Source organism: Amaricoccus macauensis, from assembly GCF_014201905.1.
GTDB lineage: Bacteria > Pseudomonadota > Alphaproteobacteria > Rhodobacterales > Rhodobacteraceae > Amaricoccus > Amaricoccus macauensis.
In genome coordinates, this window is sequence record NZ_JACHFM010000003.1 from 117,357 (window position 1) to 134,943 (window position 17,587).

Genomic DNA, 17,587 nt, shown 5'->3' on the forward strand with positions numbered 1-17,587 from the left:
CCGTGATACGGCCACGGCCCGGCTTCTGAAACCAGCAACGGAGATATTCCAGATGTCGAACCGGGACAGCACCCGCATTCGCCGGCACGCCCGCACCTGCATGGGCCACGTCACGAAAATTCCTCACCGGCTCCGAGCCTGATCCCGCCGGGACAGGCGAGCCGATCAGCGAGACTTCGTCATGCTCGATCGCATCGTCCACTACTTCGACACGCTCTACTCCCCCACGGCGCTCGCCGCCGACCGGCAGCCGCCGATGGGCACGCGGGCGTTCTTCACCTACTTCCTCCGCCAGTTTCGCGGCGTCCTCTGGGCGCGCCTCGCGCTCGTCGGGCTCGGCTCGGTCATCGACGCGAGCTTCCCGGTCTTCGTCGGCTGGATCGTCGGGATGCTTGCGACCACCGCGCCCGGTGACCTCTGGAGCGTGCACAAGGGGGCACTCCTGCTGATGGCGGCGGTCGTGCTCATTCGTCCGGTGGTCTTCGCCGCCGACCAGCTCATGCGCAACCACGCGCTGACGCCGAACCTCGTCGATCTGGTGCGCTGGCAGAGCCACTGGCATGTGATCCGCCAGAGCTGGACCTTCTTCCAGAACGACTTCGCCGGCCGCATCGGCAACAAGGTGCTGCAGGCGGGCGAGGCGATCGAGATGGCGGTCAACACCACCATCGACGCGGTCTGGTCGACGGCGGTGTTTCTCGTGGTCGCCATGATCGTGCTTGGCCGGATGGACCCGCTGCTGCTCGTGCCGATCGCGCTCTGGCTCGTGGCCTATGCGGCGCTCTTTCGCTGGGCGATGCCGCGGGTCGACCGCTATTCCGAGGAGATGAGCGAGGCGCGCTCGGTGATGAGCGGGCGCATGGTCGACAGCTATTCGAACATCCAGACGCTGAAGACCTTCGCCGACGATGGTGCGGAGGACGCCTACGTGGCGGAGGCCGTCACCGTGCACGTCGGGATCTTCCGCCGGCTCATGGCGATCTTCTCGGCGAGCTGGTCGCTGCTCTTCCTGCTGAACGCGGTGCTCCTGACCAGCGTCACCGGCCTCGCGCTCGCCGGCTGGAGTTCGGGGCGGATGACGACGGCGATGGTGGCGACGGTGATCCCGTTCGTCCTGCAGATCGTCAACATCTCCGGCTGGATCCTCGAGGTCGGCGCCAACGTCTTCCGCCAGATCGGCACGGCGCGGGACTCGATGCAGACGATCGCGCAGCCGCTCACTCTCGTCGACGCGCCGGACGCCACGCCGCTCACCGTGACCCGGGGCGGGATCGTCTACGACGCCGTGTCCTTCGACTACTGGCGGGGTGATCGCGGCACGGTGGTCGATGCGCTCAGCCTGACGGTCCATCCGGGCGAGAAGATCGGCCTCGTGGGCCGGTCGGGTGCCGGCAAGTCGACGCTCGTCAACCTGACGCTCCGGATGTTCGACGTGAGTGGCGGCGCGATCCTGATCGACGGGCAGGACATCCGCGCGGTGACGCAGCAGAGCCTGCGCAAGGTGGTGGGCGTCGTCGGTCAGGACACCTCGCTCCTGCACCGCTCCGTGCGCGAGAACATCAAGTACGGGCGCCCCGGCGCCACGGATGCGGAGATGATCGAGGCGGCGCAGCGCGCGAGCGTCCACGAGGTGGTCCTCGGGCTCGAAGACCCGGAGGGGCGGCGCGGCTACGACGCGCATGTGGGCGAGCGGGGGGTGAAGCTCTCGGGCGGCCAGCGCCAGCGCATCGCGCTCGCGCGGGTGATCCTGAAGGACGCGCCGATCCTCGTGCTCGACGAGGCGACGAGCGCGCTCGACTCCGAGGTCGAGGCGGCGATCCAGGAGACGCTTTACGGCGTCATGCAGGGCAAGACGGTGATCGCGATCGCGCACCGCCTTTCCACCATCGCCCGCATGGACCGCATCGTCGTCCTCGACCACGGCCGCATCGTCGAGGAGGGCACCCACGCCGACCTGCTGGAGATGGGCGGCATCTACGCCGGTCTCTGGTCCCGCCAGTCAGGCGGCTTTCTCGACCCCGGCGCCGAAAGCACCGAGGCGACGTGATCCCGCCGCCGCGGTGGGAGGCGCCTCGCCCGCGATCCTCGCGGCAAGGCGCTTTTCATCGCGGCGGTTGTCGGCGATAACCCGGCCGGAACCGACGAAAGCCCGAGCAATGCACGACATCCGACTGATCCGCGAAACCCCCGATGCCTTCGACGCCGCCCTCGCGCGGCGGGGGATCGCGCCCGTGTCGTCGGAAGTGCTCGCGATCGACGAGGGGCGGCGGGCACGCATCGCCGCCGCCGAGGCTGCGCTCGCCGAGCGCAACGCCGCGAGCCGCGAGGTCGGTGCCGCGAAGGCGAAAGGGGACGACGCGGAGTTTCAGCGCCTGCGCGCCCTCGTCGCCGAGAAGAAGGACGAGATCGCCCGTCTCGAGGCCGAAGCGGGCGCCGCCGACGGCGCGCTCCGCGAGACGCTGATGGGCATCGCGAACCTGCCCTATGACGACGTGCCCGATGGCGCCGACGAAAGCGGCAACGTCGAGGTTCGCCGCTGGGGGACGCCGCGCAGCTTCGAGGGCAAGCCGCTCGAGCACTACGAGATCCCGGGCGCGAAGGCCGGGTTCGACTTCGAGGCGGCGGGCCGGCTCTCCGGCGCGCGCTTCGTGGTGCTGCGTGGCGGGCTGGTGCGCGTCCATCGCGCGCTCGCCCAGTTCATGCTCGATACCCATGTGGACAAGCACGGCCTGACCGAGATGTGGACGCCGGTGCTGGTGCGTGACGAGGCGATGGTCGGCACCGGCCAGCTTCCGAAATTTGCCGAGGACAGCTACCAGACCACCAACGGCTGGTGGCTGGTGCCGACATCGGAAGTGACGCTGACGAACCTCCTCGCGGGGGAGATCGTCGACGGGGCGAGCCTGCCCCGGCGGATGACTGCGCACACCCAGTGCTTCCGCTCCGAGGCAGGGTCCGCCGGCAAGGACACCGCAGGCATGCTGCGCCAGCATCAGTTCGAGAAGGTCGAGATGGTCTCGATCACCCGGCCTGAGGAGAGCCGCGACGAGCAGGAGCGCATGGTCGGCTGCGCCGAGGCGATCCTGCAGGGGCTCGGGCTTCCCTACCGCGTGGTCATGCTCTGCACCGGCGACATGGGCTTTTCCGCGCGGCGGACCTACGACCTCGAGGTCTGGTTGCCCGGGCAGGACACCTACCGCGAGATCTCGTCGGTGTCGGACTGTGGCGACTTTCAGGCCCGGCGGATGAACGCTCGTTTCCGCCGCGAGGAGGGCGCGCGACCGGAGTTTGTCCACACGCTGAACGGGTCGGGCCTCGCGGTCGGCCGGACGCTCATTGCGGTGCTGGAGAACGGGCAGCAGGCGGACGGTTCGATCAGCCTGCCCGAAGCGCTCCACCCTTACCTCGGGGGGCGGACGCGGCTCACGCCGACGGGTGAGCTTGCCTGAGGGGCGTGCGGCTCGACAATCGTGGTTAACGGCGCAGCGCCCCTAATCATGAGCGTAGGGGCGGCGGACCGGCCGGGGAAGCCGCCGCGTTTGCCGATGGTTAACGGTCCTGGCGGCGGAAGCGCGCTCCTCGGGCGGGGGGGCGCATTGTCCCTATCCCGGCCACGCTGCCAATCGTGGTTAACGCAGCCGCCCCCCCGATCATGAGCGTGGGGGCGGCCGAGCTTCTGTGGAAGCCGTCGCGGTTCCGGTTGGTACCGGTGGAGACTTCACGGGGGGGGGAGAACAGGGCGGCTCCCGGTCTCATGTCGCGCGGCGCCGGGGCGAGACGTGCCCGGGCGAGACCCCGGGCAACGGCGCCCGGGTTCAGTTGCCGTAGGTCTCGTCGAGGGCATACCCCGAGGAACGCACGGTTCGGATGGGATCGCGGTCGCCGCTGCGATTGAGCGCCTTCCTCAAGCGGCCGATGTGGACGTCGACAGTGCGGATCTCCACGTAGACGTCCTGTCCCCAGACCCGGTCGAGGAGCTGTTCGCGCGAGTAGACCCGGCCCGGGCGCTGCATCAGCGCGTCGAGCAGGCGGAATTCGGTGGGGCCGAGATGGATGTCGCGCTTGCCGCGCCGGACGCGGCACTGCTGCCGGTCGAGGACGATGTCGGCGAAGGTCGCCACGTCGCCGGCGAGGGCGGGGGCCGAGCGCCGCAGCACGGCGCGCATCCGGGCGACGAGCTCCGACATGGAGAAGGGCTTGGTCACGTAGTCGTCGGCGCCGACGTCGAGGCCGCGCACCCGGTCTTCTTCCTCACCGCGCGCGGTGAGCATGATGACGGGTAGTTCACGGGTGTTCGGACGGGCGCGGAGCTGCCGGCAGAGCTCGATGCCCGAGACGTTCGGCAGCATCCAGTCGAGCAGCACGAGGTCGGGAAGTTCCTCCTCGAGGGCGACGAGCGCCTCGTCGCCGTCGCCGGCGACCCTGACGGTGAAGCCCTCCTTTTCGAGGTTGTAGGCGAGAAGCTGGGCGATCGCCTCTTCGTCCTCGATCACCAGAACCTTGGCTGCCATCTACCTTTTACTCCCGAACGAACTCGATGCCCGCCGGCTCGCCCTTCGGGCGGTCGTCGCCGAGCGACTTGCCGGTGGTGATGTAGTAGACCATTTCGGCGATATGCGTGCTGTGGTCGCCGATGCGCTCGAGGTTCTTGGCGATGAACATGAGCTGGGCACCGGCGCCGATCAGACGGCTGTCCTCGACCATGTAGGTCACCACCTCGCGGAAGATGGCATTGTACATCTCGTCGAGTTCGACGTCCTGATTCCAGATCTGGATCGCGAGATCCACGTCCCGCGCCGCATGGGCGTTCAGGACGTCGGAAAGCTGGGCGAGCGTCTGGCGCCCCATGCGGACGATCGAGGCGGTGGGCTTGATCGGCCGGGCGGACGACAGCGGGATCGCCCGCTTTGCGACGTTCTTCGCGAGATCGCCGATCCGTTCGAGGGTCGAGGCGATCTTCATTGCGGCGATGAGCACACGCAGGTCGGAGGCGACCGGCTGGCGCTGGGCGATGAGCTTCACCACGCTTTCCTCGACCGCGATCTCCATGGCGTCGAGGATCTTGTCGCGTTCGATCACGCTGCGGGCGAGGGCGGCGTCACGGCTTTGCATCGACTCGAGGGCGCGGGCGAGCAGCTCCTCGCTCAGACCGCCCATCTCCGAGATCCGGGCCTGGATCTGGACGAGCTCCTCGTCGAAGGCCGAGACGATATGCACCATGGCGGTCGGTCTGCTCCTGTCGCTGGCCGCGCGGACGCGGCGCGCTACCCATGTCACAATTATCCGACAGTTTCATGACGACGGGCGGCAAAAGTATGACGCGCTGGCCTACGTCATGATCAGCCGCGCCCCCGACGCGAGGAGAATGGCGGCAAGGACGAGGCGGAGCGCGCGCTCCGGCAGATATCGCGCGCCCAGCGTCGCGCCGAGGAGCCCGCCGATTGCGACCGCAAGCGCCCAGATGGGCAGGTGGGGTGGCAGGACGGGCATTGCCGCATAGTTGCCGGCGAGGGCGGCAGCCGAGAGGACGAGATTGCAGACGGCGGCGAGGGCGGCGGTCTGCCGGATGTCGAGCCAGCCGAGAGCCAGGACGGCCGGCGCGAGAAAGACACCGCCGCCGGTGCCGGTGATGCCGGCCCCGAGCCCGACCGCCGCGCCGAGCCCGACGGCCGGCCAGAATGGCGGCACGCGCGGGCGGGGTCCGTCGCTCCCCCGGGGCCGGAGCGCGGTCCGCCCCATCTGGAGCGCGGCGAAGATGAGAATGACGCCAACCACGGGGTAGAAGGTCGCTGCCGGCAGATGCACTGCGCCGCCGAACGCGGCGAGCGGCAGGCCGAGCAGGGCGAAGGGCATGATCGCGCGCCACGAGAGCCTGCCGAGGCGCGCGAACTGGAAGGTGCCGATGCCCGACACCACGAGGTTGAGGGCGAGCGCCGTCGGCTTCGCCACCACGGGATCGAGCCCGAGGATACCCATGACGGCGAGGTATCCTGTCGCCCCGGCCTGGCCCACCGTGGCATAGAGCCCGGCGACTGCCAGAAGGATGATGACAAACCCCGGCCCCGCGGCGAAGTCGGTCATCGTGGCCGGTCGGTCAGCGCGCTCAGGCCTCCATCGCCTCGAGCTCGTCGATCATGCCCGAGATCAGCGACAGCCCCTTGTCCCAGAAGGTCGGGTCGCTCGCATCGAGGCCGAACGGCGCCAGCAGCTCCTTGTGGTGCTTCGAGCCGCCGGCCTCGAGCATGGCGAAGTACTTGTCCTGAAAGCCCGGGTCGCCTTCCTCGTAGACGGCGTAGAGCGCGTTCACGAGGCCATCGCCGAAGGCGTAGGCGTAGACGTAGAACGGCGAGTGGATGAAGTGCGGGATATAGGTCCAGAACGCCTCGTAGCCCGGCATGAAGTCGAAGACCGGCCCGAGGCTCTCGTGCTGTACCGCGAGCCAGATCGCGTTGATGTCGTCCGGGGTGAGTTCGCCCTCGCGGCGCGCGGCGTGGACCCGGCATTCGAAGTCGTAGAAGGCGATCTGGCGCACCACCGTGTTGATCATGTCCTCGACCTTGGAGGCGAGGAGGATCTTGCGCGCCTTCGCGTCCGGCGCGTTGTCGAGCAGGCGGCGGAAGGTCAGCATCTCGCCGAAGACGCTGGCGGTCTCGGCGAGGGTCAGCGGCGTCGAGGACAGGAACTCGCCCTGCTTCGCGGCGAGGCGCTGGTGGACGCCGTGGCCGAGCTCGTGGGCGAGGGTCATCACGTCGCGGGTCTTGCCGAGGTAGTTCAGCAGCACATAGGGGTGCGCGTCGGTCACCGTCGGATGCGCGAAGGCACCGGGCGCCTTGCCGGGTGTTGCGGGGGCATCGATCCAGCCCTTGTCGAAGAACGGTTGCGCGAGCTCTGCCATGCGCGGATCAAACGCGCCGTAGGCGCCAAGCACGGTCTCCTGCGCTTCAGGCCAGCGGATCTTGCGATCATCGTCCTTCGGCAGCGGCGCGTTGCGGTCCCAGACCGCGAGCTTGTCGAGGCCGAGCCACTTCGCCTTCAGCGCATAATAGCGGTGGGAGAGGCGGGGGTAGGCTGCAACCACCGCGTCGCGCAGCGCCTGCACCACCTCGGGCTCCACATCGTTCGCCAGATGCCGCGAGGCCTGCGGGGTCGGGAACTTGCGCCACCGGTCCTCGACCTCCTTCTCCTTGGCGAGCGTGTTGGTCACGCGGGCGAAGAACGGCAGCTTCTCGGTGAAGACTTCCGCCAGCGCCTCGGCGGCGGCCTGCCGCTTGGCGCGATCGGTGTCCGAGAGCCGGTCGAGCGTCGCCTCGATGGCGAGCTGCTCGCCGTCGATCTCGAAGCGCAGGCCCGCCATCGTCTCGTCGAAGAGTCGATTCCACGCGGCGGCGCCGACCACCGACTGGTCATGCAGGAAACGCTCGAGCTCGTCGGAGAGCTGGTGCGGCTTCATCTTGCGGATGCGATCGAGGATCGGCCGGTAACGGGCAAGCTCGGCGTTCTCGGCGAGCAGGGCGTCGAGATGCGCGTCATCGACCCGGTTCAGTTCGAGCGTGAAGAACACGAGCGGCGCCGACGCATCGGTCAGCCGGGTCTGGATGTCGCCGAAGGCCTTGGCACGCTCGGGGTCGATGGTGAGCTGGTAGTAGCGCAGGCCGGCGTAGCTGCCGAGCCGTCCCGCCACCTGGTCGATGCGTTCGTGCCGCTGGATCGCCGCGAGCAGGCCGGCGGCGTCGAGGCTCGAGAGCTTGCCCTCGTAGTCGGCGGCGAAGCCTTTCGCCTCGGCTTCGAGCCAGTCGAGGTCACGGGTGATCTCGGGCGCATCGGGAGCGGTGTAGAGATCTGTCAGGTCCCAGACGGGAAGGGTCCCGAGGTCTTCGCCGCCAGCGGGGTCGCGGGCGTCGCGGGTCAGGGTCGAATGCATCCTCGGTCCTCCTCGAAGCTCGCGGCGAGACTTAAGCACTCCGCCGCGGGCTGTCGAGGTGGGCGCGCGTCACGCCCGCTTGTTGTCGAGCGCGAAGGCGCCGGGACCGGCGAAGACGAGATAGAGGAAGACGAAGCAGAACAGGATCGCCGCGTCGCCGCCGTTGTTGACCGGGAAGAAGCTCTGCGGCGCGTGGGCCATCCAGTAGGCGGCCGCCATCAGGCCGGAGAGGATGAAGGCGGCGGGACGCGTCCAGAGACCGATGAGGACAAGCGTGCCGCCGACAATTTCGAGCACGCCGGCAATCCACGGCAGCGAGAACGCCGGCGGATGCATTTCGCTCACCGGGAAGTTCAGGAGCTTGGCGGCGCCATGCTCGATGAAGAGGAGGGCGGCCACGATCCGCAGAATCCCGAGTACGGTCGGGGCATACGCCTGGAGCTGTCGCATCCGTCACTGTCTTTCATTCTGGCCCAGGCGTCGTGCGCGGGCGGCTGGTGTGGGTCAGTCGCTCGCCTTGGTCAGGAGCTCGACATCGTCGGGTGAGAGGGTGAGTTCGGCCGCCCGCGCAAGGCTCGCGAGCTGGTCGAGGTTGGTCGCGCTCGCGATCGGCGCGGTGATGCCCGGCTGTGCGGCGATCCATGCAAGCGAGATCTCGGCCGGGGTGGCGCCGGTGCGAGCGGCGATCTCGTCGAGGGCGCCGAGGATCGAGAAGCCGCGCGGCGTCAGATAGTCCTTCACGGCGCCGCCGCGTGCGCTCTTCCCGAGGTCGGCCTCGCTGCGGTACTTGCCGGAGAGAAACCCCTTGGCGAGCGAGAAATAGGTGATGACACCGAGGTTCTCCGCCCGGCAGAGGTCGAGAAGGGGCCCCTCGAGGGTCTTGCGGTCGAGCAGGTTATATCCCGGCTGGAGCACCCGGTAGCGCGGCAGGCCGGTCTCGTCCGCGACCTTCAGCGCCTCGGCGAGCTGCGTCGCGTCGAGGTTCGAGGCGCCGATCGAGCGGATTTTCCCCTGATCGAGCAGCGTCTGGTAGGCACCGAGCGTCTCGGCGTGGGGCGTGCGTGGATCGGGCCAGTGCGAGAGATAGACGTCGATCGCCTCGATCTGCAGGCGGCGGAGCGAGTTTTCCACCGCCTCCATCACCCACTTTCCCGACAGGTCCACGTGGCCCTGCCCCATGTCCGAGCCGACCTTGGTGATGAGAACGATCCGCTCGCGCTTGCCGGGATCGCGGGCGAGCCAGTTGCCGATGATCGTCTCGGATTCGCCGCCCGAGTTGCCTGGCACCCATGTGGAATAGGCGTCGGCGGTGTCGATGGCGTTGAGGCCGGCGTCGACGAAGGCGTCGAGCAGACGGAAACTCTCGGCCTCGTTCGCGGTCCAGCCGAAGACGTTTCCGCCGAAGACCAGGGGGGCGATGTCGAAGCCCGTGCTGCCGAGGGGTCTGGTCTGCATGGGGTGGCCTCCTGCTGTTGCGGCGCAGCCTAGCGTTTTCGCAGGTGGGGGCAAGACTTTGGCAAGCCCTCAGGCCGCGCCGGCGCGGGTGGTTGCGAGGAACCCGGCCGCGCCGCGCACGGCTTCCGCGGCGGAGAGGAAGAGTCGGGCCCGGCGGCCACCGAGGTTCGCCACCAGTTCAAGGGCGTCTGCCGCCCGTTCCGGCTCGGCGCCAACACGGGAACTGCGGGCGAGCGCGAGGATGATGTCGTGGCGGGCGGAAAGAGAGAGGTCGGGCTCGGCAAGGCGGGCTTCGAGCCCGATCACCGCTTGCCCGAGCCGCAGCAGCGCGATGCCGCCGGCCGCCGCCTCGTCGGTGTCGAGGCCGGCGCGCTCGCTCCAGCGCACCAGCCGGAGCAGCCGGTGGTGCAGGCGCGCCCGCCAGATCACCGCCCGGACCCGCGCACCCGGGCGCGACGCCATCGTCTCGACCTCGCCCACGAGCGTGCGAACCAGTGCGTCGTGCCGCCGGGCCGCGCTCGGCGGGTGGACATAGCGGAACGCGAGCATGGCGATGAGCGGCCCGGAGATGACCGCGAGGCCGGACACGATCGACTGCTCGGGACTGCCCGGAAGTGGCCAGAGCGGCTGCAGGAGCAGCAGCATCACCATGTTGCAGTCAAAGGACTGCACCTGCAGGTTCCGGTGGCCCGTGAGGATACCGCCGGCGAGGATGAAGGGCAGCAGGCTCAGGACGAGGCCGAGCTCGCTTCCCATGTGCGGCCAGACCAGCCAGCGGCAGGCCAGCGCCGCCGCGACCCCCATCACCTGACCGACCGCGACCTTGGGCAGGATCGCGAGCGGCGCATCCATGGTGGAGAAGACCGAGGTCATGATCGCCGCGCCCAGCATCATCAGCGGCCCGGCCGACCAGCCGGTCAGGATCCAGACCAGTCCGATGAGCAGGAGCGTCCCCGCCGAGCGGACGCCGGCCTCGCGCGCGGCGATCCAGTCGCGATGGAGAAGGAGCGGCTCCGGCCGTCGGTCGGGGGCAGGCTCGCTCGCGGTCCGGGGCAGGGCAGAGCCGAGCCCGGTCAGCACGCGGCGAAGCTCGCCCGAGGTGCGGCGCGCGGCCCGGGCGAGCGCGACGCGGCGCTCGGGGACCGGGTCGTTGGCCGCAAAGCTGGCGGCGATTGCGTCGAGCGTATCGGCAAGGTCCGGGTCGGCGGCGACCGATGAGCTTGTCCGCAGCCAGATGATCGCACTGACCTGCGCCATCACCGTCTGGCGCCGGTGGCGCGCCTCGCGTCGGGCTGCGAGCGACCCGGCGCCTTCGCCGTCGATCTCGTCGTCGAGGCGGGCGAGGTCGCGCAGGACACGGCCGACAGCCGTGGGGTCGGTCGGGGTGTCGGGCGACCGCAGGCGCAGAGCGACGGCCCGGATCAGGTCGGCGGAGGCGAGACGCAGCCGGCGGGGCAGGTCGGCTTCCGCGACCTGCGGCGTGAGCGCGAGGCCGACGATGAGGGCGACCCCGACGCCGACGAGAACGGTGGCGGTGCGGTCGATCCCGAGGCCCGTCACCGCGTCGGGATTGCCGGAGTCGAGGAGCGCCACCATGGCGGCGGAATAGCCTGCGAGGAGGGCGCCGTAGCTTGCGAAGCCGCGCAGCAGGTTGCCGGCAGCCGCGCAGAGCCCGAGCCAGAGCGCCACGCCGATGACGAGCACCGCCGGCCCGCCCCAGTGCGCCGCGAGGGCGGCGAGCAGCACGCCGTAGATCGCGCCGACGATGGTGCCGCAGGCGCGGAACAGGCTCTTCTCGATGAGGTGGGCGCGAACCGGCTGGGAGGCGGCCCAGACGGTCATCCCGGCCCACTGCGGGTGCTGGAGGCCGAGGAGCCAGGCGACGATGAGCGCGAGGCTTGCCGCGGCCGCCGTGCGAAGCCCGTAGCCGAGCCGGTCGCGATCGAGGCCGAGGCGGGCGGCGACCCGCGAGGCGGGGGTCGCCGTCATGATTTTGGCGGCATCATGCCGCGGCGCTGACCGGCTCAGCCGGCGCCGGCTGCACGGGCATTGTCGGCGGCGCTGGCGAGGACGGCATCCTCGACTTCCGGGGTGCGGCCCGCCGGCTTCGGTTCAGGCTTCGACTCGGGCTCCGGAGCCTGCGTCGTCGCGGCAGGCGGCACTTCCGGTGCCCCGGTGACGAGCGGCAGCATTGCCGCCTCCGCCAGGTCCTGATCCTCCGCATGCGGCGGGGTGCGCCAGTCGAGGGTGTCGAACGCGCCGCAATGCTCGCAGACCGGCGTCCACGCCCCCTGCACCCCGGTGCAGTTGGTGCAGACCCAGCGCGGGCCGCGCGAGGCGGTGATCGCCTTGGCGAGCCAGCCGGAGACAACGGCGTCCGGCGCCCCCTGTCCGCGCTCGATGGCGGCGAGGAGCGTCAGGTTGCGCGCGGTCGGCTCGTCCTCGGCGAGGCTGCCGAGCGATCGGCGCGCGCCGGGGAAGTCCTCGGCCTTGATCGCGAGCGCGGTCTCGACCATGCGGCTCTCGGCCCGGCCCGGAGCGGCAGAGACCAGCGTTGCGAACCGCTTGCGCCGCTGCGCCGGGGTCTCGTCCGGCTCGATCGCGGCAAATGCCTCGGCGATGTCCGGGTGCGGCGCGGTGGCCCAGGCCGTGGTGAGGATCCGGGTCGCCTTGCGCTTGTTGCCGGCGCGGGTCTGCGCCCGCGCGGCGAGCACCGCCGCCGGGATCAGGGTCGGCGCCAGCCGGTTGGCCTGGTTCGCGGCCTCGTCGGCGCGCGCCTGCTCGCCGGCCGCCGTCGCGGCCTGAGCGTCGGCGAGCGAGAGCACCGCGTCGCGGCGGGTGCCGACGTCGCGCGGCAGCAGGCGGGCATGCATCGCGGCGTTCAGGGTCTCGCGGGCTCCGGCCCAGTCGCGCTGCCGCGTCTGCAGCTCGAAGAGCATCCGGAGCATGCGCTCGTTGTCCGGGCGCAGGGCCACGGCCTTCTTGGCGAGGGCCATTGCCGTGTCGTTGTCACCCTCGTCGCGCTTCAGGCGCGCGAGGCCCTCGATGCCGGCGGCACGGGTCCGGTCGTTCGGCAACAGGTTCTTGTAGGCGTCGAAGGCCTTGCCCCGATCGCCGCCGAGCTCGGCCGCCTGCGCGGTCAGCAGCTTGGTGAGTTCCGGCCGGTCGAGGAGCTTGTCGGCGCGCTGCGCCTTGCGGAGCGCGCCCTTGCTGTCGCCGGAGGCGAGAGCGAGCATGCCGTCGGAATAGGCCGAGAAGCCCTTCCGCTCGCGGTTGCGCGAGAAGTAGCGGCTGATGGCCGTCTCGTCGCCGAGCAGGAAGCGGATCACCGCGACGAGCAACCCGAGGAGCTTCAGCACCACGAGTACCGCCACGAGCAGGACGACGAGCCCGACGATGGCGCCGATTGGCGTCAGTGTGAACTCGCGGCCGCCAAAGGCGATGATCACTTCGCCGGGGGTCGCGAGAATCCAGCTCGCGCCGAAGGCGAGGGCCGCCGCGACGGCGAGAAACGCGAGGATCTTCAGGATGGACCAGAGCATCGCGGGCGCCTTCAGTTGGTGGCGGGGATGGACGAGACGAGCGCCGCAAGCCCGTCGGTGGCACCGAGCCGCAGCTTTGCGCTGTCGAGCCAGCCGCTCATTGCCGCGGCCGCCTCCGAGGGCAGCGCCTGCGATTCGGTGAGCGCGCCCGCGAGGTCGTCATGGCGGAGCTTGTCTTCCATCCGCGACAGCACGGCGTCGGTGCCCGGCCCGGGCTTCGGCGTCAGCGACCGGCTCGCGACCTGCGCCTTGATGAAGGCGTTGGCGCGCGCGAGGATGCCGTCGCCGGCCCCGGCGAGGATGCTCGCCTGGATCGCCGCATGTGCGGCGTTGGGGAAGCCTTCGCGCAGCGACGCGAGGGTCGGAATACCTGCCTCGGCGCCGGCGGCGAGGGCAGGCGGCACGGCGACGCCGCGACCCTCAAGCGCCGTGACCGCTTCGCCATACGGCGCGCCGCTCGCGACCGCGGCGCGAATCAGTGCCTGCTGGGCGTTGGCCTCGGAGGTGTCGAGCGCGGTCGCGGCCTTTTCCTCGGTTTCCACCAACTGCTTCTCGGCAGCCTGAACCCGGGCTTCGGAACTGCTTGCCACCTCGTCGAGCCGCGCAGCCTGTGCGCTCACCTGATCGCGCAGGCTGGCAAGCTCTGCCTGCAGGCCGTCGATATCAGCCTTGAACACGCTCACATCACCGGAGACCTGGCCGGAGGTTCCGGTGAAATCGGACTTCAGCGACTCGAGCTGTGCCGCCTGATTCTTGAGTTCGGCTGCCAGCGATTCGAGTTGCTGGCGCGCGTCCGTGCCGCCGGTCTGGTCGAGCGACTGGCGCAGGGTCGCAATGTCGGCGTCGATCCGCTCCGAGACGGGTGACACCGCCGCGCTGATCCGCGCGTCGAGATCCTCCGACGACGGGACGGCCCCGACCCTGGCTTCGATGCCGTCGATCTCATTGTGGAGCGCGGCAAGCTCGGCCTCGGTGTTTGCCATCCCCGGCGCGAGCCAGTCAGCGACGGGCTTCATGCCGGCGGGAAGCTGCGGGGCGATCTTCGGACCGGCCCAGGTGCCGAGCGCCGCGCCCGCGAGAAGCAGCAGCAGGATGCCGAGCGCCCATGCCGCGACCGACGTGCCGCCTTCGTCCTCGTCGTCGTGGGCCTCGACGTGGGGCACCACCGGCGGGATCGGGGGCGGAGGGGCGGAAGCGGTGGCCTCGCTGCGCGCGAAGTCGGTGTGAGTCGCCTCGGTCTGCACAGCCTCGGTTCGCGGGGGCTCGGTCAGAACGGGATCTGTCTGCACGGGCTCAGTCTGCACGGGCTCTGTCTGCACGGGCTCAGTCTGCACGGGCTCAGCCTGCACGGGCTCGCTCTGCACCGCCTCGCTGAGGGTGGAGCCACTTCTGCCCCACGGCCGGGTGAGCTCATCGGCATCGGCTTTGGCTTCAGTCCTGAGCGCCGACAGCTCCGCCTCGACCGCCGTGGCGAGCAGCGACGGCTCGGCTTCGGGCGACGCGGGTTCGGCCGGCGCCGTCAGGTCGGGCGGCACCAGGTCTTCGACCTCTTCGAACGCCTTGCGCCCGGGGGTCGCGGCGAGGTCGGGATCACCGATTTCACCCGCCGCCGTATCGGCGCCCATTGTGTCGGCCGCCACCGTCGCCGGCGTGCCGGAGTCGCTGACGGGCCCGCCCTCGAAGGGCCGATCGGTCCCTGAAGCCGGAGCAGGGGCCGACTCGGCGCCCGCCGGGGGCAGCTGCGAATGCTCGTCAGAGGTGGTCTCGGGCGACGGGGAGTCCTGTGTCGAGTCCTGCGTCGCCTCGTCGTCGCGGCTCCCGGCCCCGTCGGATTTCCGTCTTGGCATCGATTTCCGTCCCCGATCCGTGTGTCCGTGTGGCGGTGGGCCACCGCGGGAAATGCAGCGCCAGACTAGGCGAAGCGCGCAGGGGCCACAAGCGAGGCGCGGGGTGTTCACCCCCCGACCGGGATGCGACGATGGGCGGACCCTTGCCCGGTCTTTGCCGCGCCCCTATACCGGGCTCTCGCCAGCCCCGGATCCGGAAAATGACCGAAACCGAAGAGTTCCCCTCCTTCAGCCTGCAAGACGCGCTCATAGCCGCAATGGTGGGCGTCTCCGCGTCGGATGCGAATCCGACCACGCGTGAGATGCTGTCGATCAGCCGCATGATCGAGACGCTCCCCATCTTCGACGGCTATGACGTCGATCGGGTGCGGGTGATCGGCGAGACGGTGTTCGATCTCCTGACCGAGGAGGACGGACTTGACGCGCTCTTCGGCCTGATGCGCGATGCGCTGCCCTCGGCGCTGCGCGAGACGGCGTATGCGCTCTGCTGTGATGTGGCGGCGGCGGACGGGCATGCGTTCCAGGCCGAGCTGCGTTATCTGCTCGAACTGCGCGAGGAACTCGACATCGACCGGCTGCACGCTGCGGCGATCGAGCGTGGCAGCGCCGCGCGCCATCGCCGCCTGCCGGCAGAGTAGCCGCTCAAGCCCCGTAGAGCGTCGCCCAGCGGCGCAGCAGCGCCTGTTCCTGCTGACGGGCGCGTTTCGTCCAGGCGATGCTGCCGGGTGGGTTCTCCTGCCGGGTCGAGCCGAATGCGGCCCGACGGTCGAGGTCGGCGACAAGGATCGTGAACGCGAGCCGGCGCTTGCCGAAGATGTAGCCGGCGAACCCGCTCACGAAGTCGAGCGTCCCGGTCTTGACCCGTGTCGACACGCCCTCGATGCCGGCCGGCTGCCCCTCGTCGTCGACGATCGGGCGCGGCGGCATCAGATCCGGCAGGCCGGCCGTCTCCGTGGCGCCGAGAAACCGCACGAACGCACGCGGTGTGACGCGGGCATCGCCGCTCAGGCCGGAATGGTTGAGGAGATGCGCTCGTTCGAGGCCACGGTCCTCGGCCCAGCGGGTCATCGCGGCCGCGGACGCGGCGAAGTCGGCCGGCGCATGGCCGCGCGCCTGGCTGGCGCGCAGGCCGACCACCTCGGCGGTGAGATTCGTCGAGAAGCGCAGCATGTCGCGCAGGATCGTCGTCATGTCCGGGCTCGTCGTCAGTCCGACGAGCCCACCGGGCGGGCCGGCGGACACCACCTCAGCCTGCGGCAGGATCAGGCCGCGCTGGCCGGCGAGCCCGCGGAGGACTTCTCCGGCGTAGTGCCCGGGATGCGCCACCGGCAGCCAGACGCTTCCGGCGCGGCGCATTCCGGCGCGGGGGAGGGACCAGATCTCGGCGGTGTCGCTCAGGCGCCGGACGGGCAGCGCCGCATCGGTCGCCTCACCCCGGATTCCTGTAACGGGCAACTCGAAGGTCTCGCCCGGGGCGGTGAACCTGAGCGGGGAGCCACCGGGCTTCCAGCTCGCGAACGCCCGGTTGAAGTTCAAGTTGATGCCCGAGACGCCGGGATTGTAGGCGGCATCAGCGGGCTGATCGGCGTCGATGGCTTCAGTGACCGGCAGCGCGCCGTCGGCGACGAGCAGGCGGCCCTCGACGGAGGCGAGACCGCCCGCCCGGACGGCTGCCGCCAGCGCGCCGAGCCGGTCGGTGTCGAGCACCGGGTCGCCATCGCCCGCGAGCACGAGATCGCCGGCGAGCCGGCCGTCCCGCAACGGCCCCGTGGCGAGGAGCCGGGTTTCGAAACGGTAGTCCGGGCCAAGCGTCTCGTGGGCATAGAGCGCGGTCACGATCTTCTGCACCGACGCCGGGGGCCGGGCAGTATCCGCGGCCTCGGCCTCGATGACCGCGCCGCTGTCGAGGTCGATGAGAGCGTAGCCGGTGAGGGAGCGCAGGCCGGAGCGCGCGAAGATCGCGTCGAGCGACTGGACGGCGGCGGGCCCGCCGGGGCGTGGCCGTGGCCGGAGGGCGCCGTCAGCGCCGAGCGCGCCGGTGGCAACGAGGCTCGCCGCGCCGGCGATCAGGAACCCGCGCCGGGTCGTCCTCACCGTCGCCAGACTCCGAGCGCGCGCAGACCGCTCGATGAGAGATCCAGCATCGGGCCGTTCAGCAGGCACCAGGCCGGCGGCTCGCGAAACGGCAGGCTCCGCGCCTCGGACTGCGGCACCCGCCACCTTGCGAAGCGCCGCGCCGCGGGCGAGAGGCCGGCCCGGAGCTGCTGGCCGGGGCGGGCCAGCACGCCCACGGGTACGGTATCGAGGATTTCCTCCCAGCGGTCCCAGCGGTGGAACGAGGCGAGATTGTCGGCCCCCATCAGCCAGACGAAGCGCGTGCCGGGGTAGTGCCGCCTGAGCCCGGCGAGGGTCTCGGCGGTGTAGCGCGTCGCAAGGCGGCGCTCGAGATCGGTCACGCGCACCCGCGGGTGGCGCATGATCGCGCGCGCCGCCGCGATCCGCCGCTCCAGATCGGCGGGCGCGTCGGCCTTGAGCGGATTGCCCGGCGTCACCAGCCACCAGATCGCATCGAGGCCGAACGCGCGGAGCGCCCAGCGAGTGATGTGGACATGGCCGGCATGCGGCGGGTCGAATGATCCGCCGAGCAGGCCGATACGCTGGCCTGCGTCCGCTGCGGGTCCACCTGGCAGCACGAACGTCTCCTTCTTCCGAAATGCCGGCTTCCGAAATGCCGGGCGCGATTGCGACCATGCGGGGGAGGACTGTCAATCCATGTCCGCCTCATGACCACCCACGACTGCCCGCCACTGCCGGCTTCGCCC

At 70.3% G+C, this 17,587-nt stretch carries 14 protein-coding genes; 3 read left to right on the forward strand and 11 right to left on the reverse strand.

The features are described from left to right. Nucleotides 1-181 precede the first annotated feature (181 nt). Nucleotides 182-2,047, forward strand: a complete 1,866-nt coding sequence (locus HNP73_RS14480) for an ABC transporter ATP-binding protein (protein WP_184151080.1) — start codon at nucleotides 182-184, stop codon at nucleotides 2,045-2,047. Between the two features lie 109 nt (nucleotides 2,048-2,156). Further along, nucleotides 2,157-3,449: a serine--tRNA ligase gene (gene serS, locus HNP73_RS14485; RefSeq protein ID WP_184151083.1), complete on the forward strand. Its 1,293-nt coding sequence runs from the start codon at nucleotides 2,157-2,159 to the stop codon at nucleotides 3,447-3,449. A gap of 366 nt (nucleotides 3,450-3,815) precedes the next feature. Here serS and phoB read toward each other — a convergent pair whose 3' ends face one another. The 9 genes from phoB to HNP73_RS14530 form a co-directional block, all read right to left on the reverse strand. Beyond that, a complete protein-coding gene (gene phoB, locus HNP73_RS14490) occupies nucleotides 3,816-4,511 on the reverse strand; it encodes a phosphate regulon transcriptional regulator PhoB (RefSeq protein ID WP_184151086.1) in 696 nt (231 codons plus the stop codon). Nucleotides 4,512-4,518: 7 nt separating this feature from the next. Further along, nucleotides 4,519-5,220, reverse strand: a complete 702-nt coding sequence (gene phoU, locus HNP73_RS14495) for a phosphate signaling complex protein PhoU (RefSeq protein WP_184151089.1) — start codon at nucleotides 5,218-5,220, stop codon at nucleotides 4,519-4,521. 108 nt (nucleotides 5,221-5,328) lie between these two features. Further along, entirely contained in the window at nucleotides 5,329-6,081 is a 753-nt protein-coding gene (locus HNP73_RS14500; protein WP_184151092.1) for a sulfite exporter TauE/SafE family protein, read from the reverse strand. A gap of 22 nt (nucleotides 6,082-6,103) precedes the next feature. Next, nucleotides 6,104-7,921 (reverse strand): M3 family oligoendopeptidase, encoded by a 1,818-nt coding sequence (locus HNP73_RS14505; protein ID WP_184151095.1) that lies wholly within the window; start codon nucleotides 7,919-7,921, stop codon nucleotides 6,104-6,106. Nucleotides 7,922-7,990: 69 nt separating this feature from the next. Beyond that, nucleotides 7,991-8,371: a DoxX family protein gene (locus HNP73_RS14510; protein ID WP_184151098.1), complete on the reverse strand. Its 381-nt coding sequence runs from the start codon at nucleotides 8,369-8,371 to the stop codon at nucleotides 7,991-7,993. A 54-nt stretch (nucleotides 8,372-8,425) separates the two neighbouring features. Beyond that, on the reverse strand, nucleotides 8,426-9,376 hold the full coding sequence (locus tag HNP73_RS14515) for an aldo/keto reductase (RefSeq protein WP_184151101.1): 951 nt from the start codon (nucleotides 9,374-9,376) through the stop codon (nucleotides 8,426-8,428). A 69-nt stretch (nucleotides 9,377-9,445) separates the two neighbouring features. Beyond that, nucleotides 9,446-11,365, reverse strand: a complete 1,920-nt coding sequence (locus HNP73_RS14520; RefSeq protein ID WP_184151104.1) for an FUSC family protein — start codon at nucleotides 11,363-11,365, stop codon at nucleotides 9,446-9,448. Nucleotides 11,366-11,400: 35 nt separating this feature from the next. After that, the gene (locus HNP73_RS14525) at nucleotides 11,401-12,918 is read right to left on the reverse strand and encodes a heme biosynthesis protein HemY (protein WP_184151108.1); all 1,518 of its coding nucleotides are present in this window, start codon (nucleotides 12,916-12,918) and stop codon (nucleotides 11,401-11,403) included. 11 nt (nucleotides 12,919-12,929) lie between these two features. Next, nucleotides 12,930-14,765: a mitofilin family membrane protein gene (locus HNP73_RS14530; protein WP_184151111.1), complete on the reverse strand. Its 1,836-nt coding sequence runs from the start codon at nucleotides 14,763-14,765 to the stop codon at nucleotides 12,930-12,932. Nucleotides 14,766-14,965: 200 nt separating this feature from the next. Between HNP73_RS14530 and HNP73_RS14535 the strand changes: the two genes are divergently transcribed. Further along, a complete protein-coding gene (locus HNP73_RS14535) occupies nucleotides 14,966-15,403 on the forward strand; it encodes a tellurite resistance TerB family protein (RefSeq protein WP_184151114.1) in 438 nt (145 codons plus the stop codon). A gap of 4 nt (nucleotides 15,404-15,407) precedes the next feature. Here HNP73_RS14535 and dacB read toward each other — a convergent pair whose 3' ends face one another. Both dacB and HNP73_RS14545 read right to left on the reverse strand, forming a co-directional pair. Next, a complete protein-coding gene (gene dacB, locus HNP73_RS14540) occupies nucleotides 15,408-16,859 on the reverse strand; it encodes a D-alanyl-D-alanine carboxypeptidase/D-alanyl-D-alanine endopeptidase (RefSeq protein WP_184151116.1) in 1,452 nt (483 codons plus the stop codon). Further along, nucleotides 16,856-17,458, reverse strand: coding sequence for a nicotinate-nucleotide adenylyltransferase (locus HNP73_RS14545; RefSeq protein ID WP_425486637.1), 603 nt, complete (start codon nucleotides 17,456-17,458; stop codon nucleotides 16,856-16,858). The genes dacB and HNP73_RS14545 overlap by 4 nt, the downstream gene beginning before the upstream one ends. Nucleotides 17,459-17,587 lie beyond the last annotated feature (129 nt).